Raw genomic sequence first — 21,868 nt, forward strand, 5'->3', positions numbered from 1 at the left:
TTAATCTGCTTTCTCAGAATGGCCCTCATATTCTTTTTCTTTAATCAGAGATATCTGTCCAGCCTATTCCTGAATTTCAGCAGATGGAAATATCCTATAGATTTTAAGAAAATGTCCGTCACTCCGGAGTGCCAAACTTGCAGTTTCGCGAAAGCTTCCGGTTTCCGGGCTTCGGAAAAATTGCCAAACAGTCCGGAGTGCCAAACTTGCAGTTTGGCACTCCGGATAATCTTTTTCTTAAAGCCTATAGACCGCTTCTCTCGGGCTGACAAATCTGCCAGAAATGCCCGGGACTTGTCAGTCCCGGGCGAGCTTTTCGGAAGCATTTTCCTTCTGCTGAATTAAATGAGATATGAAAAGGTCTTAAATGTTTTGCCTGAAATATCAATCAGAACTTATTTTTACTGTGAAAATACATTTCCCAAAAATCCGATTTCTTATTTTTACATTATTCAGAGAGGCATTCCTCTCCGCTGTTTTTATCCTAGATACCACGATCAGATGATTCATCGGTTATCGTAATATGGGCCTTTTTACCCTTTTTCCCTTTACTATGATCAGAAGTTCTTTTACAAACTGCTCCATATGTTTCGCCTGAGACACCAATTTTTCGAAAGTGAAGTTCAGTTCTTCGGCGTCATAGGTGACGTGTCGCTGGATATCATTGTCAAGAAGACTGTCAGCCATTTCGATTTCCCTGATAAGGTTTGGGAATCCATTTACGATCCTCTGCTGAAGCTGTACGATGTTTCTGCCGCGTTTCTCCAATGAGACAATGTCTTTCCGAACTTTTTTAGTCAGACCTTTCTCTTTCTCTGTTTTGACAGCTTTGAACAATTCATCTTCTGCCGCGTCTATATCACTTCGGATTTCTGCTCTCCCACATTGATCTCTATCTCCATTGCATATTTTTTTCTATCGGTACTGCATGGTTCGTCAGATCATCCAGTTCTTCCCTGTCGTGTCTGAATGTAAGATAACTTATGATTCCTGCAGTCGTCAGAAATAAGGGATTTCCCCGAAAATAAAATACCTGGTGTAGGGTGGGTTGCGCTTCGCTTCACCCACCCTACATTTTTTGTATCGGGTATATTATTTATTTTGTGTTCCCTAACGTCATGATGACATAGCCAATCGCAATATTCGAGCAAAGTCTCATTTTATTCATATTGAGCATGTTTAAGCCTCCGTTTACCGACATGTTTCCGATATGTCTGGCGGAATAATGATAAAAAACCCCGCCTTTTTTCCGAAATAATCTGCTGTCCGTGACGAAAAAAGTCGGGTTTTCCTGCTGCCCGCGGAAAAAAAGATGTATGAAAAACTTTTGCTCAGGCATTTATTTAGGATTTTACATAAACCATTTTCATAAAAACAGCAAGTCCGAAGAATTGGACAAAAATTTTTTTCACTTTTTCTTGACAAACAAAAAGGACACGTTTATTTTAAATAGTAATTATTCTTAATAGCAAATAAAATTTTTAAAATTAAACCAATTTGCTATTTTTTATGATGCTTTAAATTTTATAACAAATTAAAAATCATAATAATTTTAGAAAAAAACATCTGTACTCTCAGCCGCGGGATCAGCCTTTCCTGCTAAATTCTCTATGTCCGCAGATTTTAAAAAGAGATTTTCATACGCCTATTTGTTCTGGCTAAAATGGGTTATGATTTCCGAGTAATGATTTCCAAATAAATAAATTGTCTGGCCTAACCGCTGCGCCGGAAATGACATTCTGTTCGTGTTGTTCCGGCCACAAGGATAAGCTTCTGAAAAACAGACAGACTATTTTTCAGGAAATTTTTACCATTTTTACCATGAAAACGGACCGCCCGAAAATTTTTTTTCAGACGGCGGGATGAAATTTTTTATGGTCGTTTATGAAAAATTTAAAGCATTCGCTTTTTGTTCAACCTTATACAAACCTTACCATGAAGGAAGGACTCAGACAAAATGGAAAAAAAAGAAAAAGCTGTAAAAAAGGAAAAAGCCTTGAAAGTTGCTGACCCTGTCAAAGCCTCTATTGACAAAGCAACTCAGGAAATGATCGCACGGGCCCAGGATCTGGGAATTGACACGATCTTTGACCGGGCAGAGAGCATGAAACCGTGTAATATCGGAATGCAGGGAATCTGCTGTAAGAACTGCTCCATGGGACCGTGTCGGCTTCCGCTTCCCAAGGGCGGCATTGAGGGCGAGGACACAAGAAAGGGGCTTTGCGGCGCGACGCCGAACACCATCGCGGCCCGTAACTTCATCAGAATGATCGCGGGCGGTGCCGCAGCCCATTCGGACCATGGCCGCTGCGTGGCCGAGGTTTTTCTGTCCGTGGCAAGAAAAGAGTCCCACGACTATGCGATCAAAGATGCGGACAAACTTCTGTCCATCGCTCCCTATTTTGATGTCGCCACCACAGTTGAGGTTGACGGAGAAGTCTTGGACAGGGACATTGACGAGATCGCTGTGGAAGTGGCTGAAAAAGCCCTGAACGAATGGGGCAAGGCAGAGGGCGAGCTTTACTACCTGAAGAGAGCGCCCGCACCGCTGTATGAGAAATGGAAAAAACAGGGCGTGCTTCCCCGGAACATTGACAGGGAGATCGTGGAGATCATGCACCGCACCCATATCGGCGTTGACCAGGATTACAAGAACCTGATCAAACAGGGGACCCGGGCCGCCATTGCTGACGGATGGGGCGGTTCCATGCTGGCCACGGATCTTCAGGACGTGCTTTTCGGGACCCCGTACCCGGTTCAGTCCGAGGCAAACCTGGGCGTTATGAAGGACGACCATGTGAATCTCATTGTTCATGGCCATGAGCCCGTTCTTTCCGAGATGATTGTGGCAGCTGCCCAGTCTCCGGCAATGGTCGAGTACGCGAAATCCAAAGGCGCGAAGGGCATTCAGCTCGGGGGCATCTGCTGCACAGCCAACGAGATTCTCCAGCGTCACGGCATTCCCACCGCGGCAACCTTTCTGCAACAGGAGCTGGCCATCATCACTGGCGCGTGCGATGCCATGGTGGTTGATATCCAGTGCATCATGCAGAACCTCGCCAACGTGGCCAAATGCTTCCACACCAAGCTCATCACCACCCACCCCATTGCCAAAATGGAGCAGGATAATGTGATGCATATTGAGTTCGATGAGCATCACGCCATGGAAGACGCTGAGAAGATTGTGAAACTGGCCATTGACAATTTTAAGAACAGAGGCGCCGAGGTCATGATTCCGCGGCAGAAGAACACCCAGATCGCGGGTTTCGGTGTTGAGTCCATAGAATACCACCTCGGAGGATCGTTCCGCGGCACTTACTACACGCTGAATGACAACATCATCAACGGCCGGATCCGGGGTATTGCCGGCGTGGTGGGCTGCAACAATGCCAGGACACGCCACAATGAGGGTCATATTGCGGTTGTCAAAGAGCTGATCAAAAACGACGTGATCGTTCTCACCACCGGCTGCAACGGCATTGCCTGCGCCATGGAAGGACTGCTCACCCCCGAAGCCGCATCCGTCTATTGCGGTCCCGGGCTTGCCGAGGTCTGCGAGACCGTGGGGATTCCGCCCGTGCTTCATCTGGGGTCCTGCGTGGACAACAGCCGCATCCTCCTGGCCGCGACCGAGGTCGTCAAAGCGGGCGGTCTTGGCAAGGACATCTCCGATCTCCCCGCAGCAGGAAGCGCGCCCGAATGGATGAGTGAGAAGGCCATCAGCATCGGTCATTATTTTGTCACCTCAGGTGTTTACACAGTCTTCGGTTATATGCTGCCCACGTCCGGAGCGCCCGTGTTCCATGATTATCTGAGCAAGGAGCTGGAAAAGATTTACGGCGGCATGTGGGACCTTGAAGTGGATCCTGTTAAGCACGCTCAGAAGATGATCGCCCATATAGACAAAAAGCGTAAGGCTCTCGGCATTGACAAGGCCAGGGAAAGAGTCCTTATGGATATGGCGAGTCGCCAGGCGCTTGAGGCCTAGTTTTAGTATTTTTTAATTTTTGCGGGCTGCGAGTTGTTGTTGGATTAGCCTCCTGATACCTGCAAGTCACAGCAGAGAGTTTATGTATCTCATCTCTGCTGTGACTTCGCAGCCTGCAAATCATAAGGTATTTTATTGTTTAAACAAATTCTCTCAAGATTAATCCGCACATCATAGGCCATAATCTCCACACCGTGATTCACAGCACGTCTCAGTTCCTTTCCATATGCCGGATCAATATGATCCGCAGGTCTGAAAATCTTTGCGTCCGTCCGTTGAATGAGGTAGAACATGACGCAGCGATACCCGGATGAAACCAGATTTTGCAATTCAACAAGATGTTTTAACCCTCTTGATGTCACCGCATCAGGAAAACACGCGATGCCGTCTTTTACCAGCGTGCAGTTTTTAATTTCCACATAACACGCATCATTCTCCCCTTTTTTCAGAAGAAGATCAAGCCGGGAATGGCTTCCGACCCTGGGTTCCCGATTAACCGTGTCATAGCCTCGGAGTTCTTTCACTCTTCCCTGGTCAACGGATTTGAAGACCAGTCGGTTCGGCACCAACGTGTTGACCCCCACGAGCGAAGTGGACATTCTGATGAGTTCCCAAGTGTATTTTAACTTTCGTTTGGGATTGTCATGATATGACAGATAAACCGGATTTCCGGGATCGCAGCATTCTTTCATCGTGCCGGAATTGGGACAGTGGGCAGTGACAACCTCCCCGCTTTCCAATTTTACATCAGCCAAAAAACGCTTATATCTTCTGATGAGGGTTCCGGGGATGAGTGCCGGCCAGGTAAGACCTTCTGATTTCATAGTGTTATATGTCTGTGAGTACGCCATAAAATTTTTGAAAAGGAGTGCTAAAATTTTATTTTAGCAAAAAATCCGCTTTGTTTTTTTCCTGATTATAACGGATTTAGGGGAGGGCCGACCAAGCCCTGTAAGGGCGACATATTTGTAGCAAATCTTTACCGAACCGGCCTGGCATGATAAACGCTGCAAACATGCCGCCCCCACGGGGCTTTACCGGCCTCCCCTAAATCCGTTATAATCAGCAAAAATTAAACTTATGATTTCTTTTTTTTCTTCTGTGCTTTCTGAATCTTAGCCCATTCGTCACGCAGCGTCACTGTCCGATTGAACACCGGCGACGTATCAGAAGAATCTCGGTCAGCACAAAAATAGCCCAGTCGCTCAAACTGGTAACGGCTTTCAGGGGCAGCGTCTGCCAGACTCGGTTCGACATAACATTCTGTCAGTCTCTCCAATGAATTCGGACTGAGAGAGGATTTCCAATCAGAAGATTTTTTTTCATCGGTCGGATTTGTTTTTGTAAAGAGATGGTCATACAAACGCACTTCAGCCTTGACTGCATGAGCAGCCGAAACCCAATGCAGCGTGGCCTTTACCTTACGTCCGTCCGGAGCATCTCCGCCTCGGGTTTTCGGGTCATAAGTACAGCGCAGCTCGATGATTTCGCCAGTCTGTTCATCTTTTACCACATCCGTGCATTTGATGAAATACGCGTATCGCAGACGGACTTCACGACCCGGAGCCAAACGGAAGAATTTTTTCGGCGGGTCCTCACGAAAATCATCCTGCTCAATGTACAGCACACGGGAAAACGGAACCTTCCGCGTTCCCATGCCGGGGTCTTCGGGATTGTTTATGGCATCCAACTCTTCCACCTGATCTTCGGGATAGTTTTCAATAACAACCCGAAGCGGACGCAGCACTGCCATCACCCGCGGGGCATGTTTGTTCAGATCTTCCCGAAGGCAGTATTCCAGAAACGCCATATCCACGATGCTGTCCCGTTTTGCCACGCCAATGCGTTCGCAGAAATTCCGAATCGCCTCCGGTGTATAGCCGCGTCGCCTCAGCCCTGAGATCGTGGGCATCCGGGGATCATCCCAGGCGCTGACATGGCCGCCCTCCACCAGCTCGATCAGTTTCCGCTTGCTCAGGACCGTGTAAGTCAGGTTGAGGCGGGCAAATTCAATTTGCTGGGGATGATAAACCTTGAGCTGGTCAAGAACCCAGTCATATAATGGGCGATTATTTTCAAATTCCAGTGTGCAGATGGAATGTGTGATCCCTTCAATGGAATCCGAAAGGCAGTGGGTAAAGTCGTACATGGGGTAAATATGCCATTTGTCGCCTGTCCGGTGATGGGAAACCTTTCGAATGCGGTAAAGGGTGGGGTCCCGCATGAGCATATTGGGAGATGCCATATCTATTTTTGCCCGGAGTACATGCGTTCCGTCCTCGAATTCCCCTGCTTTCATGCGCCCGAACATATCCAGGTTCTCCTCGACTGAGCGGTTACGGTACGGGCTTTCTTTGCCCGGCTCGGTCAATGTGCCCCGGTGTTCCCTGATTTCATCTGCACTCAGGCTGTCAACATATGCCTTGCCCTCTCTGATTAACTGAATTGCATAATCATAAAGTTTGTCAAAGTAATCCGATGCGTAATAAAGATGCTCTCCCCAGTCAAATCCGAGCCATCGGACATCCGCTTTGATGGATTCCACATATTCGACTTCCTCTTTGGTGGGATTGGTATCGTCAAACCGAAGGTGGCACTCATCCTTATATTCGGCAGCAAAGCCGAAGTTGAGACAGATGGATTTGGCATGTCCGATATGCAAATAGCCGTTGGGTTCCGGTGGAAATCGGGTGATAACCCTGCCGCTGTATTTGTCTGTTTTTAAATCTTCCTCAATGATATTTCGAATAAAATTCGGGGGCGGGGCGGAATCGGTTGTGGTCATATTTATAACTGCTCCTTTCTTGTTTTATATTAAAGTGTTAGGTGTTAGGTGTTAAGAAAAATTACAATTTTTCATGCGTTGTTGAGACCGAAACACTGTGACTGTTATGCAGAACTGATGTTCGTGTTTTGTTTTTTTCTGATTATAACGGATTTAGGGGAGGCCGGGAAAGCCCGCGAGGACGACATATTTGCAGTATTCATCATGCGAGCAAAGCCCTGTGGGGGCGGCATATTCACAGCATGATTTGCTACTGCTACAAACATGCCGCCTCCGCAGGGCTTGGTCGGCCCTCCGCTAAATCCGTTATAATCAGAATTTATCCTCTTTGGCTTTTAATAAATTTAAGGCATTAGCCCTGACACAGAGGGAAATGAGTTTATAATTTATTATACGACGAATATCTATAACTCGATGATCAAGTTTCCTGACCCGATTCGAACAAAAAGTTTGTCATTCCTGCGAAAGCAGGAATCCGTTTTTTGGCCGATGCGGCGTTCCGGGTTCTGTGGATTCCTGCTTTCGCAGGAATGACAGAAAAAAACTTGATCATCGAGTATAAGCTTAAAGCTCCCAAAATGCAATCTCAATTTTTTTGAAATTGCTTTCAGAAGGATTTAAATGTATCACAATGAATATCATATTGTAGAAACAAATCACAACTGACTTAACACAATACTTCGGACAGTTTTTGTAACCTATTGTTTTTATTGGGGCTGACGATTTTTGCTTCAAAAATTAAAATCATTTAATTTCAATAAGTTAATTTTTTATCATTCTTGATTTCCAAAAACTGTCCGAAATATTGTTAACACAGAATGTTTAAAAAATGAGGTCTGAAAAAAATGAATGAATCAAGCAATAATCAATGGAAAGAACGAATTGTTTCTCCTGACAAAGTACTTGAAAGAATTAAACCAGGAATGAATATTTTTCTGGGAACCGGTGTGGCTGAACCTCGGACTCTGGTCCAGCGTCTGATGGCCTCGGATGCCTCTAATTTACGGGATCTGGAATTGTCTCAGCTGGTCAGTCTCGGGGATGCCATTTCGTTAAAAAAGCATCATTCCCACAAGTATCGCCTTAAAACTTTTTTCTCAGGATGGCAGGCTAATGAGGCCATTACCGCGGGGCTGGCAGATCTGATTCCGAGCCGTTATTCCCAGATTCCCCAAGTGATCGAATCTGGAAAAATTCCTTTTGATGCGGCCTTTGTACAGATTACGCCTCCCAATGAATCCGGCTATTGCAGTCTTGGCGTATGCATAGATGTGGCCCGACAGGCTATGGAGCTGGCTTCATTTTCAGTGGGAGAGATCAACCCTCTGCTCCCGCGTACCTTTGGCGACACCTTTGTTCATATTTCGGATTTTGACTTGCTGGTAAACGCGACCGAACCCCTCATTTATTTTGACCGATGGCCTGTAGATGATGTTTATGAACAAGTGGGAGCCAACGTGGCTTCGGTCATTGAAGATAAAAGCTGCCTCGCGTTTTCCATTGGTCCGTTGTACGAGGCACTGAGCCGGCACCTGGTCCATAAACATCATTTGGGAATCCATTCGCCTTTTCTGATTGATGCCCTCATGGATCTGATAAAAAGCGGTGCTGTCACCAACCGATACAAGGATAGTTACCGGGGCAAGTGTCTGTGTTCCTACGCATTTGGAACACAGGAACTCATGGCCTGGCTCGACAACAATCCTCTGGTGGAATTTCAGGGGATTGACAAGGTATTCAATCCCATCCAAATCGGTGCCAATCCACAATTTGTGGCTGTGCTGCCGGCCCGTAAGGTGGATCTGTCCGGACGAATTGCACTTCATATCGGAAAGGGGAACGTGGCTTCCGGCCCCGGGGAAGTGGTGAATTTTTTCGACGGCGCCTTGCTTTCCGAAGGGGGGCGAACCATATTCGCCCTTCCCAGCCGGAACCGAAAAGGAGAACCTAATATTCTGATATCAGTAAGGAATTTTCCGAATCAGTTCACCCCGTGGGAGTCGGTAAACATGATTATCACGGAATACGGCGTGGTCAGCCTGAACGGACGCACGGTGCGGGAGCGTGCCCAGGCGCTGATTGACATTGCCCACCCGGATGACCGGCCAAAACTCGTGGAACAGGCCAAAGCAGAAAAAATATTATATCCGGATCAGATTTTCCTGGCAGAATCTGCCCACCTCTATCCGTCAGAAATTGCCTTCAGACACACATTTAAAAACAATACCCAAGTGAGGTTCAGGGCAATCAGACCCTCTGACGAAGAAGAAATGCGCCGCCTGTTTTACCGCTTCTCTGACATGGCCGTTTACTACCGGTATTTTACAAAGGTCACGACCATGCCTCATGCCAGAATGCAGGAATATGTCAATATTGATTATAATCAGATCATGTCTGTTGTCGGACTTGTTGGGGAACCAGGACACGGACATATCATAGCGGAAGCAAGATTTGTCAAAGAAAAACATAATCCTTACGCTGAAGTGGCTTTTGTCGTGGATGAGCATTACAAGGGGCTGGGGATCGCGACGTATCTTTACAAATTGCTTGTCCATCTGGCAAAAAAGCAGGGGATACAGGGCTTCACAGCCGATGTGATGGCTTCAAACAAAGGGATGATAAAGGTTTTTGAGAAAGGCGATCAGCCCATACAGGCGAACATGCAATATGGAACATACAGATTAACCATTGCGTTTGAGTCCTGATTTATATGAAAAAGGTGTTAGGTGTTAGGTGTTAAGTGTTAGGAAAAACAGCAAAATTTTCATCATTCGTTGTGACCGGCAGATCATGGCCGTTTATATAAAAAAGGTGTTAAGTGTTAGGTGTCAGGTGTTAGGAAAAATTACAAATTTTTTGCTCGACCCGATTCAGCAGCCCGCTTGTCATTCCTGCGAAAGCAGGAATCCATTTTGGGCGATGCCACATTTTCAGGAGCTGTGGATCCCTGTTTTCACAGGCTTCGGCGTGAGTTCAGTCGAACGGAATAACAAAAAATTTGATCATCGAAAGTTAGGAAACACTGAAACTTTCATACCTGGTTGTGAGCAGACCGGTCATGATGGTTTACAATAAAAAGATTCCATTACCCCTGATCTTTAAATTTTCTTTCTTGATCATTCTTAAAATTTTAGGTAATAAATGCCGTTAGTCATAAGCTTATCTTTTGGAAACATACAGAGAATGTTTTCAAAACAGATAAGCACATTAAACAACTGAAACTGGCTTGTTGAAAAAAATCAGAGTCAGCAAGACAGATTATATTGGGAAATGAACCAATGAAAATTACGATTCTGTATGACAACGAAGTATGGGATAAAAATCTTAAGCCAGGCTGGGGGTTTTCCTGCCTAGTGGAAGCAGAAGGAAAAATTCTGCTTTTTGATACAGGTGCAGACGGTCATATCCTTTTGGATAATATGAAAAAACTTCATATTGATCCGATGACTGTTGATACTGTTTTTATTTCACATTACCATTGGGACCACACCGGCGGACTGGCTGATTTCCTCAGGCTCAATCCTGCCAGGTTGTATATCCCCTCTTCATGTTTGGAACCCCGTAACGCAAAAGAAGTCGTCAGAGTAAAACATCTGCTTGAAATTCATGAAAATATATTTTCAACAGGTGAACTCATGGGAATAGAGCAATCCCTTGTCGTAAAGCAGAAACAGGGGGTGATTCTGATTGCAGGGTGTTCCCATCCGGGTGTCAGAGAAATGATTAAAGCAGCTTCGCAAGTCGGGGAAGTTCGAGGAATTATCGGAGGCCTGCACGGATTCGACCAATTCAGTTTGCTCGAGAATATGGAAATTGTGTGCGCCACACATTGCACCCTCTTTAAACAAGAAATCAAAACATACTATCCGGACACATATGTGGAAGGGGGCGCGGGCAGAATCATTGAAATCTGAGTACCGGGGATTGTCAGGATTAATGGTGTGTTTCCGATCTCTTCAGGGATTTTCCCTGATAAAATTAGGATTTTCCTGATTTACAATATATTTTCGTTCAGATATGAAACAGACCATAGCGCCTGCGAAAATATTTTTCCGAATCTTACTTGTCACATTTTTGAATACCAACAAGTTATAAACTTATCTGTGGAAAAGCATTCTCTTAAAACTTAAAACTTATATCTGAGGCGACTGTTCCCCTTTTCCATATATTGGGAACAGTCTTATCGTTATGCACAGGGGAAGCGCAGTGTAACCCTTTTTTGCCGAAGCTGATACGGTGGGTTACGCTGCTCATCCATCCTAAACCTCTGAATATCCGAAATCGTGAATTATGAAAGTGATGTACAGAAAATTTATTTTTCTTATGCGGAGGGTGTTCATTTTTACTTTATGTACAAACTTCTGTTCAGCGTATTCGGCCGATGTTTACCAATACGGTTGGAATGATATTTTTGTGAATACCGCCCGTGAAGTGTCTTATCTGACAGAAGCCGAAAAACAGGTCATTATAGTATTGAACAAAGCGCGTACAAATCCGCCATTATTTGCCGAAAAATACCTTGCCGAGTGGGCTGACAAAAGCCATGTCGCGAAGGATTGTTATGATCGGTTAAAAGGAATGCGGCCGATAAAACCGTTATATCCTTCAAAAGCCTTATCTATGGCAGCCAGAGACTATGTAAATAAGACATATAAAAACACTGAAAGTGCTTTATTGTGGACCCGGCGGCTTGAAAGTTATGGCAAATGGAACGGAGATATCGCTGAGAGTATTTTTTACGGGCGGCGTGATCCGTTGGAAATTGTTGTTCAGCTGATGATTCGCAGAGAAGAATCTGCTATGAAGCATCAGGAAAATATTCTTAATCCCCTGCATCATTTTGTAGGGGTGGCCATGGGACCGCATAATATATACCGATATGTATGCGTGGCAGAGTTTGCAAGTGATATCAAAGAGTCAGGACGGTCAGACAGGAATCACCGCGGGGAAAGCTTTTCCGCATCTGAGACTTCCGAAATTTTGAAAACTTCGGAAGTCCGATCTGACCCGAAAAGGGACTAATTTCTGATTCTTTTTTTCAGTTCTTTCATAAGGGCAATACAGAGCTGATTGGCATCAGCGACAATGGCGACATCAGCCATTTTCATCATGGTGGCATTGGGATTTTTATTCACCGCGATGATGAAGTCCGCGTCATTTATGGCCGCGGTATGCTGAATCGCGCCGCTGATGCCAAAGGAGAAAAGCACCTGGGGACTGATATGTCTGCCGGCCTGGCCAATGAGGGATTCATGGTCCGCCCATTTGGAATAAACCACCGGACGGGTGGCTCCGAGTTCACCGTTCATGAGGCGGGCCAGTTCAAACAGTTTTTTAAATTTATTTTTACTGCCCATGCCTCTGCCGCCGCACACCACCACGCGGGCATCTTCAATTCTCTGATCTCGCTGCGGCTGACGTTCGGCGATTATCAGCCGCACACGCGCCTTGGGCACATCATCCGGCAGAGGGACCTGTATGATCTCACCTGTGCGCTCATAATCATGCGGAAGCTCCTGAAACATGCCGGGGCGGACCGTGGCCATTTGCGGACGACGATCCGGCGTGACAATCTTTGCCAGCAGGTTTCCGCCAAATGACGGCGCGGTCTGCACGAGAAGGCCATCCTCGTTTATGTCAAGTCCCACGCAGTCCGCGGACAGTCCCGTACCGAGCCGTTTGGCAACCCGGGGCGCAAATTCCCTGCCAAAAGAGGTGGCACCGATAAGAATCGTTTCCGGCTGATGTTCTCTGACAAGCCGCTCTGTCAGTGCCACATATGTCTCCACATTGTAATCTTTCAACCGCGGATGATCAGTGACATACACCTTATGAGCGCCGTGCGCGATATATTCATTGACATATTCATCCACATCGCGGCCCAGCACCACAGCGCCAACCTCTGCATCTGTCTTACTGGCGAGATCCGTGGCTCTGGCCAGCAACTGAAGGGTTACACGGTTTTGGAAGTAATTCCGGTAGTCCCCGAAAACCCATATTTCTCGTTTATTTTCTTTCATTCCTCTTCTTCTTCGTCGTGGTCGTGGGTTTTAAGATCTTTTCCAATGGCACCGCTGATTTTGTCGCCAAAATTTTCAAACAACTGATCCACAATTTTTCTGGCGGCACCCTTCATCACGATATTCTCTTTCTCCGCGGTAGGAGAGTAAACATCCAGTATTTTTGTAGGTGAAGCTTTTATGCCTGTCATTTCAGGATCAAGTCCGAGATCATCTGAGCCGATGGTAAGGATATCTGCTTTGTCAAAAAAAGCATCCTGCACACCCGCGAAGGATACATACCGAGGTGCGTATTGCTGTGTTGTCACAGTGATCAGCCCCGGAGCGTCCATTTCCAGCGTTTCCAGGAAGTTGTCTGAGACCCTTCGCATACGAAATGTGTGTTTGTCAAGCTCGATGTGTTCAACATAAGCCACCCCGGGGATATCAAGCTCCTCGGCCAACTGTGGCCCGACCTGTGCGGTTTCACTGTCGCTCGTGTAGCAGCCGCAGAGAATCAGATCAAAATCCGGACATTCTTTTTGAATGGCATGTGCCAGGATAAAGGATGTCACAAAAGTATCAGCGCCTGCCATGCGTCTGTCTGTGAGCAATACCCCGCGATCCGCGCCTGCCGCGACCGCTTCGCGCAGCACTTCCTCGGCCATGGGCGGTCCCATGGTGATTGCGGTGATATGTCCGCCATATTCATGTTTAAGTTGCAAGGCAGCTTCAAGTGCGTGCCTGCACGCCGGATTCATCATGCCGTCAGCCAGTTCCCGGCGAAGCGTGCCTGTTTTCGAATCCCACGGCAGTTCAGATACCATGGGAACCTGTTTTATACAAACAACCAGTTTCAGCATTTTTCCTATTCATTCATTTTATATCATATTATATTGTCATGTTATTTCAGCGACACGGCATATATTACGATGTGCCGGTATTTTCTCTTCCGAACCCGCTGTCACGCGGGCATCCCCGTCGCAGATCATCTCCCCGTCCGGAAAATATGCGGAAGATCCGGTCACTTTGTACTCTGACATCTGTGTTCCCTGCCGTGAGGCTTAATATAACGACCAAATTCACCAACGCAAGGGGCGGGGTGACTGAACAGTTTCATTCAAGAACCCTTAGCCCCTTGCGTCCGGTGCAGCGTTTTGTTATGCACTTTTTGTATCATATATTTCTGATTATAACGGATTTAGGGGAGGCCTGGCCAAGCCCCGTGGGGGCGGAGCGGCATATTTTCAGCATAATTTACTACCAGTACAAACAGATCGCCCCTACGGGGCTTGGCCGGGGCTTGCAAACCTGCTACAGATATACCGCCCTTACAGGGCTTAGTCGGCCTTCCCCTAAATCCGTTATAATCAAATTTTATCGAATTTTTGATAAATTTTTTCTGATTTTAACGGATTTGTTGGATAAATTTACTATTGATTTTCAAAAGATTTATAGCATACTTCATAAAAAAAACAACCTTTAAATTTAAAAGGAGGTATGGCTATGTCAGCAATAAACCTTCCCTCTCCCGTCGGTTCTGCCGGAGGAAGCGGAAGTATCTGTACCCGGTGTTGCCGAAGAGTTGAGGTTTAAAAGTGGCTGAACCACAGATTACCACGGATTACTCGGATTGCTCTGATTGAAAAAAATCCGTACAATCTGTGTAATCAGTAATAATCCGTGGTTTAAAAGTGGCTGAACCACGGATTACCACAGACCGCTTGGATTTCACTGATTGAAAAAAATCCGTGTCATCCGTCTAATCCGTCTAAATCTGCGGTTCAAAACTGTCCGAACCACGGATTACCACAGACCGCTTGGATTTCACTGATTGAAAAAAATCCGTGTCATCCGTCTAATCCGTCTAAATCTGCGGTTCAAAACCGTAACAATAACAACTCATAAAACGAAAGGAGTAAAGAGAAATGAAACAGATTGTATTGGCTGTAACCATCGTTGTTTTTCTGGCGAGCCTTGCGGCTCAGGCGCAGGAGACATCCGTGCCGCCACTGGTGAATTACCAGGGAATGCTGACAGATGCTGACGGCAAACCACTCACGGGAACTAAAAACCTGGAGTTCAACCTGTACGGTGCGTCAACAGGCGGCGATCCTGTCTGGGGTCCGCAAATTTTCAAAGATGTGCCGCTGGTGAACGGCATGTTCAACGTCATCCTTGGCACTACCGATACCGAAGGCCGTTCCATTGCCGAGGCGTTTGGCGGGAAAGATCGTTATCTTGGCATCAAAGTGGATGGTGAAACTGAACTTGTTCCCCGACAGCAGATTCTGAGTACGCCGTTTGCGATTCAGGCAGAATATGCGGTTAAAGCTGAACATGCAGTTACGGCTGACCATGCTACCAAAGCAGATATTGCTACCGAGGTTGAATCGTTAAAAGGTTTGCCTCCCGCGGATTATGATAGCGGATGGTTTGATGTTGAGGCAGGCAATACTTACGCAAAAGAAGTCGGATTTATAGGGCTTCCCAGACTCATCACATCTTATTATAAACGGTCAAATGGTCAGATAATTCCATGGGGTGTCAGCCAATTTGGTTATCAATATAGTGATAAAAATGTAATAACTGGAATTGTGTTAGATTTTGATGAAGCCGGCCATTTATATGTAAGAACACCTTCTGGAAATTCTTATAATTTTATCTTGGACTTAGGAGCATATCGTAACCGCACTAACGATGGCAATGATGGTTATAGGCAAATGCGTGACTCAACAGGTGTCCAGTTTAGACTTTTGTTATGGAAATAAACAGGCTTTGAACCACAGCTTACCACAGATTACTCGGATTTCACTGATTTTTTTGAATCCGTGCAATCAGCGTAATCCGTTCAAATCTGTGGTTCGGAGGCTCATCTACATGGATTATGTGTAAGAAAGGGATTTCTTCCCGGAGTCTTGGCGTAATCCTTTCTTAACCATAATCCATGTAGATGAAGATATTTAATCAGTGTAATCCGTGGTTCAAACGTTCACTCAAACAAGGAGAAAATATGAAACAATTACTGATAGTTCTGTTTATCACATTCCTGCTGGCAGGAACGCCGATTCATGCAAACGCAGCTCCGGAACTGAGCTTTGATTCGGCAGAGGTGTTGCCGGGCCAGACTGTATCATTGAATCTCAATTTTGCTGGCGGCACAGAAGCATATGCCGGCATCAATGTCACCATCCAACTGCCTGAAACCGTAGCCATCAACACGGTTTCAAAGGGCGCACTGCTGACTTCTGTTTTTACATTGGATTACTCGTCTGATGGCAATAAGGTAATGATTATCGCTTATTCAAAAAGCAGCACTTTTTCAGGAAGCGGAACCTTGTTCACTTTGAGCGTCAAGGCAGATGATGACGCATTATCCGGGGAACAGGATGTTATCTTTGTAACAGATAGTTCCGGTCTGATTAATCCCAATGCGCTTTCAAACTCAGATGGCTCGAAATCCGTTTCTCCCACGCTGAACAATGGGAAAATCGTTATATCGAAATTGGAAGATGATGACGGAGATGGCCTTTCCGATGAGTGGGAAATGAAATATTTCGGGAATCTGAATCAGGGCGCAAATGGTGATCCGGACGAAGATGGCCATACCAATTTGCAGGAGTATCAATATGGTACTAATCCGACAAAATCAGGCGATGTGGACGGAAATAAAACCCTTAATCTCAAAGATGCCATCATTGCCCTGCGAATTGCCTGCGGTAAAAGCCCTTCGGAACAGCCCGTACAGGTTAATATGGCTGGAGATGTGAACGGAGACGGGCAGATCGGTATTCATGAGGCGATTTTTGTTCTTGATCAGCTTTCCAGAATCACCGATTAGAAGGATAAAAACTACACGGATTGCATTTAGTCAGGATTGATTGAAATTTAAGAAGGATAAAGCGTTATCCTGTCTAAGTGACAATCAATCCTTATTAAATATAATCCGTGTAGCTCAGAGGGAAGGAGGCAAAACTTATGCTGACAAATGTCCGAAGAAAGATGTTTACGACAGATGAATACCACCGCATGACGGAACTGGGTATTCTGGGAGAGGATGATCATCTGGAACTTATTGAAGGGGATATTATTCAAATGGCAGCAGCTATCGGAAGCTATCACGCTTCGTGTGTTGACAGGCTAACACAATTATTTGCAGCAAATTTTGCCGGAAAGGCGATTGTACGGGTGCAGAATCCTGTCAGTATCGGAAAACATTCGGAACCAGAACCGGATATTGCATTGCTGAAATTCCGTGAGAACTTTTATGCGGAAACCCACCCCGGACCGAAAGATGTCCTACTGATCGTAGAGGTTTCAGATAGCACTCTTAAATATGACCGGGAGACAAAGCTTCCTTTGTATGCAAAAGCAGGTATCAAAGAAACTTGGATTATCAATCTGCAAGAGGGATGTGTGGAAGTTTACACAGGCCCTTCAAAGCAGGGATATGACACTTTGAGAAAATTCCGTAAGCAGACAGTCATAACCTCGGACAGCTTTCCTGACCTGCATCTCAGTGCGGATGATATCATGGGACGGAAATATCCGCTGGCTGTCTGATTTTTGAATCACGGATTACTCGGATTTTCACTGATTTTTATGTAGGGTGGGCATGAACATGCCCACCATTTCGTCTGTCTAAACCATGTTTCACAGGATGAAAGGATTTGCAGATATCTACATGGATTAATGATAAGCAAGGATTCAGGCCTTTGGTGCATAAAATTCCTGCTTATCCCTAATCCGTGCAGATAGAGCTTTGAACCACAGATTACCGCTGATTTCTCAGATTTCTCAGATTTAAAAAATCCGTGTCATCCGGGAAAATCCGTGGTTCAAACCCATTAATGAAAGGAGAATATAAAATGAAAAAAATTATTGTGTTTCTGTTTGTAGTATTTCTGGTTTTTCCCACGCCTTCATGGGCGGCCGACTGGCAGGACATCCGAGATGCCATCCTGGGCAAAGAGGCTGTCACACAGGAAATGGATGTAAACAAGGATGGCAAGGTGGATGTTGCAGATGTCTTGAAAAATCTGAAGGATAGCCCGGTTTCTCCTGATGAGAACGGAACCAGGTATATCGGAACCATGTCATTTGATCCCCAATTTGCTCTGTCGCCCCAGTCTGTGGACATGACAATCGGCGAAACAGGAGCAGAAGCCACCTTTAATGTTGAAAACTCACCCTTCTTTCCCGCCAGCTTTAAAATGAGCGGAAGTTTTTCTGACAACATGATTGCGTTTGATTCCGAGGGTGCAGGCACTCTCCAAAATGGCGATGCCCGCAATCCCCTTCCCAGAGATATTTCATGGAACCTGAATATCACGGATGTAACACCTGTTACAGTTCAGGATTCAGATGAAATGATGTTTCAGGCTGATTTCACCATGACTTACATTGGATTTAAAGCCGAAGATAAGCCATTGGATGTTACCGGCACATTGTATCTGAAAGAGCAACTTGCAGGCGAGGGGTTATCATTTGAACAAGCCGATGATATGGAATTATTGGCTGAAAAATATCCGGTTCAGTAACTCCGGGTTTTGAATCAGAAAAAGGAGGATTTCCAACATGAAATTGAATTTCAAAATGATGCTGGCATTGCTGATGCTCCTTGTCTTTACAGGTGAATCATTGGCAGAAGTGACACAGGTTTTTGTTACCGCTTCTTTTGAAAACAGGAGCACGGATAGTGTGATTTCCATCGGTTCAGGAGGAAATTCGGCTAATTATCCGAATCCAGACGGACAAATACCGGGTGCCGGAACTGTCCGGCTTCAGCAGTCTTCTTTTGGTTTTATGATTGCTGGAAATTTGGGCTATCCTGATGCCATTAAAGATTTGCGTTCTGATGCACAAAATCTGATTGCCAAAGGAACCCAGTATAAAACGCCTGAAAGTTTGGGCGGAGAAGGACAAACCGGAGCCGGAGAAATCGGAAGCGGCGCATGGGATATTCATTTTCCCGGCGCAAGGCTTTATTCAACAGGCGAGTTGTTTGAAGAAGGTACGGATGAACAGAATTATTTTGAATCTGATCTTCTCAAAGCTGCGGAACGGTACCGGGCAATCCTGTTCATTGACCCCTCTGACGAAGAAGCAGCCAAAGGATTATTGCAAACCTATTATGAACGGATGGTGCCGCTGATTTTTGCAGGAAACACGGCTCAGGTATGCACCTTCCGAAGCAGGTTTGCGATGAATTCTCTTGGTTATGAAATCGGTGTGTTGGATGAAGGCGTGGCCCATTACAGAGACGCGGCAGGGGTGTTTGTAGAGCTGTCTGAAACCCTGTCAGATTTGAAATATCTTGACGACACTGCAACCATTTATGGGGAATATGAAGATGTTTTAACCTACGATGCGCTTGCCAAGCCTGATTCGGGAGATGACATGGCAATTGTCCCGAAAGTTCTTGAAACTTATGCCCGTGCGGTTGCATTTCAGGCAGAGGCGCTGGCGCACCGGGTTGACAGAAAATATATGGATATTTTTGAATACCCGGTTCTGCCTTATGAATATGCGCCAAAACGCAGGGAACTTGTGGAATATCTGCATGAACAGGCCGCATATCTTCAAAACGAAATTCTTCTGGCAAATGCCTATTCCCATGTTTTTACGACATCAGACTGGCTGAATGTCACGGATATCGGAAGGGCATCCGGTGTTGTCACCAATCTGCTTTCCCTCAAAGACCTTATCCGAGACGGCATGGTATGTTTTACCATCGCAAGAAATGCAACCGGCGCAGTGACCGGAGACTCTTACGGGGCTTATCCGCCTGAGTATGTGCCGTTTCTTGCATGGGATCCGGAGAGAATGATCGCCGAACCTACTTCCTATCAGAATTTCTATAACTGGGCTTATGAAATTGTGAGTTCGGCTCAGAATTTTCAGGATATTGCCAAGGCCGAGACACGCACATTCGATGCAAATCAGGAGGCAATGAGGACTCAGTTTGAAAACATTCGGAGTCAGTATTTTATAGAGCTGGGCGAATTATGCGGAAGGATTCGGGATGCTGAGGACGGCGAACTTTATCCGGATGTTGTGTATGCGCTTTTCCCTCCGGAAGAACGTGATGAGCAGCATACTTACAACGAATCTTTTGGCGAAAGCAAAGGTGCCATACACCAACAATGGCTGGCTATTCAGCAGGCTGAGACAGAAGTTGACGCGGCCATGATGGATTTGGAAAATCTCATAAAAGAGATGGAAAAGAAAGAGGAAATTGCTGAAAAAATCACTGGTGTATATAACAACCTCGCCCAACTCATTCTTGACAGCGGTGAAAAACTTGCTGCGCTTGAAATTCAGAAAGGAGAACTTGAGGCAAAAAAAATAGAATATCTGATAATTCCGAAATGCTTTTATTTCTTTGATACTGTAATATTAGGAAAAAACTGCAAATGAAAATGTTCACGAATAATGTTTCCGAAACCTTTGTTCCTGCCGGCCTCTGCTTTTTTCGCACACTCGGAATTTTAAATAATATTCCGGGCTCATCAGAGAAACTGAGAGATTATGTCCGGCCGGTAATTTAAAACAAGGCATATTGTAATAACTCGTTATGTGTTTAAAATGGGAAGACAGAAATGGTTACGGAGAATAGCTTCGAGATCGCATTCCCTTCTGATTTTTCGCATGATCTCCGTGACGGACATTTTCAAAAAGGGCTTCCTCATACTGAGCCTTGTCGCAAGTATATATGCGATTACCTTTATTAACAGGGCCGCATGCAGGCCGTCACCCTGAAGGCGCATGGCCTTTATCCCGAGTACCGACTTGAGGATTTTCCAGAAACACTCGATAATATGGTGCTGCTTCCATATATGCCAGATTTCAGCGCCGCGCAGGGGAACCGGGCTGAAATCCATGAGATAATAAGTACGCGTGGAGCTTTTTCGGAAAAAGAAAAGAATGACACACCCGAAGGTCGGGCTGAAAGCAGCGGTTCTCAGGGAGGGAACATCGATTCCCCACTGATCTCTGATCAGTCCGAGTGTTTTTTTCCATGAAGAGGCTTTCTGTTTTGCCTTGCCGATTGTAAAAGTATAATTGCCCTTGCCCGCGATGATAATTTTTTCAAATCCCAGGGCGCGGAGCCGCTTTTTCAGATCGTCGGATGCGAACCATGAGTCAAAAGTGAGGGGGAAGGCGGTCAGATCAATACCTTCCCTGGAAAATTCCTCTTTAAGCCGTGTCAGCATGGAGATCAGAAGAGCCGGCTTGTCAGTGTTGGCCCGACCCTGTTTGGAACAGAAAAGCAGATGCAGAGGAAAGGCAATGCCGCCGATCGTCATCACAATTCCCATCAGATCGTTGCCGCTGACCACTTTTTTGCAACGGCCGCTGTACCAGCTCCATGTGCAGCGGAGCAGTTTTCCCAGACGCTCGATCACGCTGTTGTCAAATGTCAGAGTTATACCGGCCCGGGATATGGTCGCATCACTTTTTTCCAAGAGAGGCCCGAGTTCCTCGGCAGCCTGCCTTACCATAAAACGGACAAGCATTTCTCTGAGATAGTAAATGCTCCACCCTTCTATGGCTCTGTAAAGGCCCTGATGGGGAATGTCCAGAAAATCGGCAAGCTGTTTCGGATTGTAAAACCCGAAAAAATGAGCTGTCGCCAGAAACATGAGAGTTTCAAAGGCAATGCGTTTATCCTGACGGAACTCTCTGCTGAATATGACAAAGAACCATTTTAATTCTTTATTTAAATCCGACATAAGATTATCCTCCTTTTGTTTTTGTATGACAGTTTTTATCTAAGATAATCTTTAAATGGTAATCAGTCAATTTTTCCGAATATCCCGGAACATTATTCAGAATTCCGGGTATGCGGAAAAATCTGAATCCGGCAGGCGCAAAGGCTTCGGAAATATTATTCGTGAGCATTTTCATTTGCCTTTTTTGTTCTAAGCAAAACCTGTCAACGGGATACAATCATTTCGGAATTATCAGAATATGAAAACCGTAAGAAACGAAGAAGTGGAATATTTGGTTCAGTTATTAGCGCCGTAGGTTCAGCTATCGTAGGCGGCATTATAGGTGGTCCGGCAGGCGCAGCAGTAGCTTTGGCTTCGGGAG

General features: G+C 45.7%; 17 protein-coding genes. 9 read left to right on the plus strand and 8 right to left on the minus strand.

Annotated features, from left to right (window positions below; genetic code table 11):
- Positions 1 to 44: 44 nt before the first annotated feature.
- On the minus strand, positions 45 to 326 hold the full coding sequence (locus dnm_RS20220) for a hypothetical protein (protein ID WP_207678713.1): 282 nt from the start codon (positions 324 to 326) through the stop codon (positions 45 to 47).
- Positions 327 to 513: 187 nt separating this feature from the next.
- On the minus strand, positions 514 to 837 hold the full coding sequence (locus dnm_RS20225) for a hypothetical protein (protein WP_207678714.1): 324 nt from the start codon (positions 835 to 837) through the stop codon (positions 514 to 516).
- A gap of 1,120 nt (positions 838 to 1,957) precedes the next feature.
- Between dnm_RS20225 and cooS the strand changes: the two genes are divergently transcribed.
- Positions 1,958 to 3,988: an anaerobic carbon-monoxide dehydrogenase catalytic subunit gene (gene cooS, locus dnm_RS20230; protein WP_207678715.1), complete on the plus strand. Its 2,031-nt coding sequence runs from the start codon at positions 1,958 to 1,960 to the stop codon at positions 3,986 to 3,988.
- An 89-nt stretch (positions 3,989 to 4,077) separates the two neighbouring features.
- On the opposite strand, the gene sfsA is transcribed toward cooS, so the two are convergent.
- Both sfsA and dnm_RS20240 read right to left on the minus strand, forming a co-directional pair.
- On the minus strand, positions 4,078 to 4,812 hold the full coding sequence (gene sfsA, locus dnm_RS20235) for a DNA/RNA nuclease SfsA (protein ID WP_207678716.1): 735 nt from the start codon (positions 4,810 to 4,812) through the stop codon (positions 4,078 to 4,080).
- Between the two features lie 254 nt (positions 4,813 to 5,066).
- Positions 5,067 to 6,773 carry a glutamine--tRNA ligase/YqeY domain fusion protein gene (locus dnm_RS20240; protein WP_207678717.1) on the minus strand — a complete coding sequence of 569 codons (1,707 nt, stop codon included), beginning with the start codon at positions 6,771 to 6,773 and terminating at the stop codon, positions 5,067 to 5,069.
- An 845-nt stretch (positions 6,774 to 7,618) separates the two neighbouring features.
- On the opposite strand from dnm_RS20240, the gene dnm_RS20245 reads away from it, so the two are divergent.
- From dnm_RS20245 to dnm_RS20255, 3 genes are all read left to right on the plus strand, one after another.
- A complete protein-coding gene (locus tag dnm_RS20245) occupies positions 7,619 to 9,478 on the plus strand; it encodes a GNAT family N-acetyltransferase (protein ID WP_207678718.1) in 1,860 nt (619 codons plus the stop codon).
- 573 nt (positions 9,479 to 10,051) lie between these two features.
- Positions 10,052 to 10,687, plus strand: coding sequence for an MBL fold metallo-hydrolase (locus tag dnm_RS20250; RefSeq protein WP_207678719.1), 636 nt, complete (start codon positions 10,052 to 10,054; stop codon positions 10,685 to 10,687).
- Positions 10,688 to 11,186: 499 nt separating this feature from the next.
- Positions 11,187 to 11,795, plus strand: a complete 609-nt coding sequence (locus dnm_RS20255; protein WP_207678720.1) for a CAP domain-containing protein — start codon at positions 11,187 to 11,189, stop codon at positions 11,793 to 11,795.
- Here the strand turns inward: dnm_RS20255 and dnm_RS20260 are convergent.
- From dnm_RS20260 to dnm_RS20270, 3 genes are read right to left on the minus strand one after another with little or no spacing between them, the layout of a single operon-like run.
- Positions 11,792 to 12,793 carry an electron transfer flavoprotein subunit alpha/FixB family protein gene (locus dnm_RS20260; protein WP_207678721.1) on the minus strand — a complete coding sequence of 334 codons (1,002 nt, stop codon included), beginning with the start codon at positions 12,791 to 12,793 and terminating at the stop codon, positions 11,792 to 11,794. The two genes, dnm_RS20255 and dnm_RS20260, sit on opposite strands and share 4 nt — an antisense overlap.
- Positions 12,790 to 13,635 (minus strand): electron transfer flavoprotein subunit beta/FixA family protein, encoded by an 846-nt coding sequence (locus tag dnm_RS20265; RefSeq protein ID WP_207678722.1) that lies wholly within the window; start codon positions 13,633 to 13,635, stop codon positions 12,790 to 12,792. Before dnm_RS20265 ends, dnm_RS20260 begins: the two co-directional genes overlap by 4 nt.
- A 36-nt stretch (positions 13,636 to 13,671) precedes the next feature.
- Positions 13,672 to 13,815 (minus strand): hypothetical protein, encoded by a 144-nt coding sequence (locus tag dnm_RS20270; protein WP_207678723.1) that lies wholly within the window; start codon positions 13,813 to 13,815, stop codon positions 13,672 to 13,674.
- Positions 13,816 to 14,700: 885 nt separating this feature from the next.
- Here dnm_RS20270 and dnm_RS20275 point away from each other — a divergent pair.
- The 5 genes from dnm_RS20275 (at position 14,701) to dnm_RS20295 (ending at position 20,191) form a co-directional block, all read left to right on the plus strand.
- Positions 14,701 to 15,543: a DUF8740 domain-containing protein gene (locus dnm_RS20275; RefSeq protein ID WP_207678724.1), complete on the plus strand. Its 843-nt coding sequence runs from the start codon at positions 14,701 to 14,703 to the stop codon at positions 15,541 to 15,543.
- A gap of 242 nt (positions 15,544 to 15,785) precedes the next feature.
- Positions 15,786 to 16,613, plus strand: a complete 828-nt coding sequence (locus dnm_RS20280) for a hypothetical protein (RefSeq protein ID WP_207678725.1) — start codon at positions 15,786 to 15,788, stop codon at positions 16,611 to 16,613.
- 137 nt (positions 16,614 to 16,750) lie between these two features.
- Positions 16,751 to 17,335: a Uma2 family endonuclease gene (locus dnm_RS20285; protein WP_207678726.1), complete on the plus strand. Its 585-nt coding sequence runs from the start codon at positions 16,751 to 16,753 to the stop codon at positions 17,333 to 17,335.
- Between the two features lie 305 nt (positions 17,336 to 17,640).
- Complete coding sequence (locus tag dnm_RS20290; RefSeq protein ID WP_207678727.1) at positions 17,641 to 18,312, plus strand: hypothetical protein; 672 nt, start codon at positions 17,641 to 17,643, stop codon at positions 18,310 to 18,312.
- Positions 18,313 to 18,349: 37 nt separating this feature from the next.
- The gene (locus tag dnm_RS20295) at positions 18,350 to 20,191 is read left to right on the plus strand and encodes a hypothetical protein (protein WP_207678728.1); all 1,842 of its coding nucleotides are present in this window, start codon (positions 18,350 to 18,352) and stop codon (positions 20,189 to 20,191) included.
- Between the two features lie 155 nt (positions 20,192 to 20,346).
- Here dnm_RS20295 and dnm_RS20300 read toward each other — a convergent pair whose 3' ends face one another.
- Positions 20,347 to 21,507 (minus strand): transposase, encoded by a 1,161-nt coding sequence (locus dnm_RS20300; RefSeq protein WP_207678360.1) that lies wholly within the window; start codon positions 21,505 to 21,507, stop codon positions 20,347 to 20,349.
- Between the last annotated feature and the right edge of the window lie 361 nt (positions 21,508 to 21,868).

Source organism: Desulfonema magnum, assembly GCF_017377395.1.
GTDB lineage: Bacteria > Desulfobacterota > Desulfobacteria > Desulfobacterales > 4be13 > Desulfonema_C > Desulfonema_C magnum.

What these genes read in the sequence shown, in the direction of transcription:
- dnm_RS20220 (WP_207678713.1), bottom strand. Translation starts at nt 326, where the DNA reads ATGCTTCCGAAAAGCTCGCCCGGGACTGACAAGTCCCGGGCATTTCTG.
- cooS (WP_207678715.1), top strand. Translation starts at nt 1,958, where the DNA reads ATGGAAAAAAAAGAAAAAGCTGTAAAAAAGGAAAAAGCCTTGAAAGTT.
- sfsA (WP_207678716.1), bottom strand. Translation starts at nt 4,812, where the DNA reads ATGAAATCAGAAGGTCTTACCTGGCCGGCACTCATCCCCGGAACCCTC.
- dnm_RS20240 (WP_207678717.1), bottom strand. Translation starts at nt 6,773, where the DNA reads ATGACCACAACCGATTCCGCCCCGCCCCCGAATTTTATTCGAAATATC.
- dnm_RS20245 (WP_207678718.1), top strand. Translation starts at nt 7,619, where the DNA reads ATGAATGAATCAAGCAATAATCAATGGAAAGAACGAATTGTTTCTCCT.
- dnm_RS20250 (WP_207678719.1), top strand. Translation starts at nt 10,052, where the DNA reads ATGAAAATTACGATTCTGTATGACAACGAAGTATGGGATAAAAATCTT.
- dnm_RS20260 (WP_207678721.1), bottom strand. Translation starts at nt 12,793, where the DNA reads ATGAAAGAAAATAAACGAGAAATATGGGTTTTCGGGGACTACCGGAAT.
- dnm_RS20265 (WP_207678722.1), bottom strand. Translation starts at nt 13,635, where the DNA reads ATGCTGAAACTGGTTGTTTGTATAAAACAGGTTCCCATGGTATCTGAA.
- dnm_RS20270 (WP_207678723.1), bottom strand. Translation starts at nt 13,815, where the DNA reads ATGTCAGAGTACAAAGTGACCGGATCTTCCGCATATTTTCCGGACGGG.
- dnm_RS20275 (WP_207678724.1), top strand. Translation starts at nt 14,701, where the DNA reads ATGAAACAGATTGTATTGGCTGTAACCATCGTTGTTTTTCTGGCGAGC.
- dnm_RS20280 (WP_207678725.1), top strand. Translation starts at nt 15,786, where the DNA reads ATGAAACAATTACTGATAGTTCTGTTTATCACATTCCTGCTGGCAGGA.
- dnm_RS20285 (WP_207678726.1), top strand. Translation starts at nt 16,751, where the DNA reads ATGCTGACAAATGTCCGAAGAAAGATGTTTACGACAGATGAATACCAC.
- dnm_RS20290 (WP_207678727.1), top strand. Translation starts at nt 17,641, where the DNA reads ATGAAAAAAATTATTGTGTTTCTGTTTGTAGTATTTCTGGTTTTTCCC.
- dnm_RS20295 (WP_207678728.1), top strand. Translation starts at nt 18,350, where the DNA reads ATGAAATTGAATTTCAAAATGATGCTGGCATTGCTGATGCTCCTTGTC.
- dnm_RS20300 (WP_207678360.1), bottom strand. Translation starts at nt 21,507, where the DNA reads ATGTCGGATTTAAATAAAGAATTAAAATGGTTCTTTGTCATATTCAGC.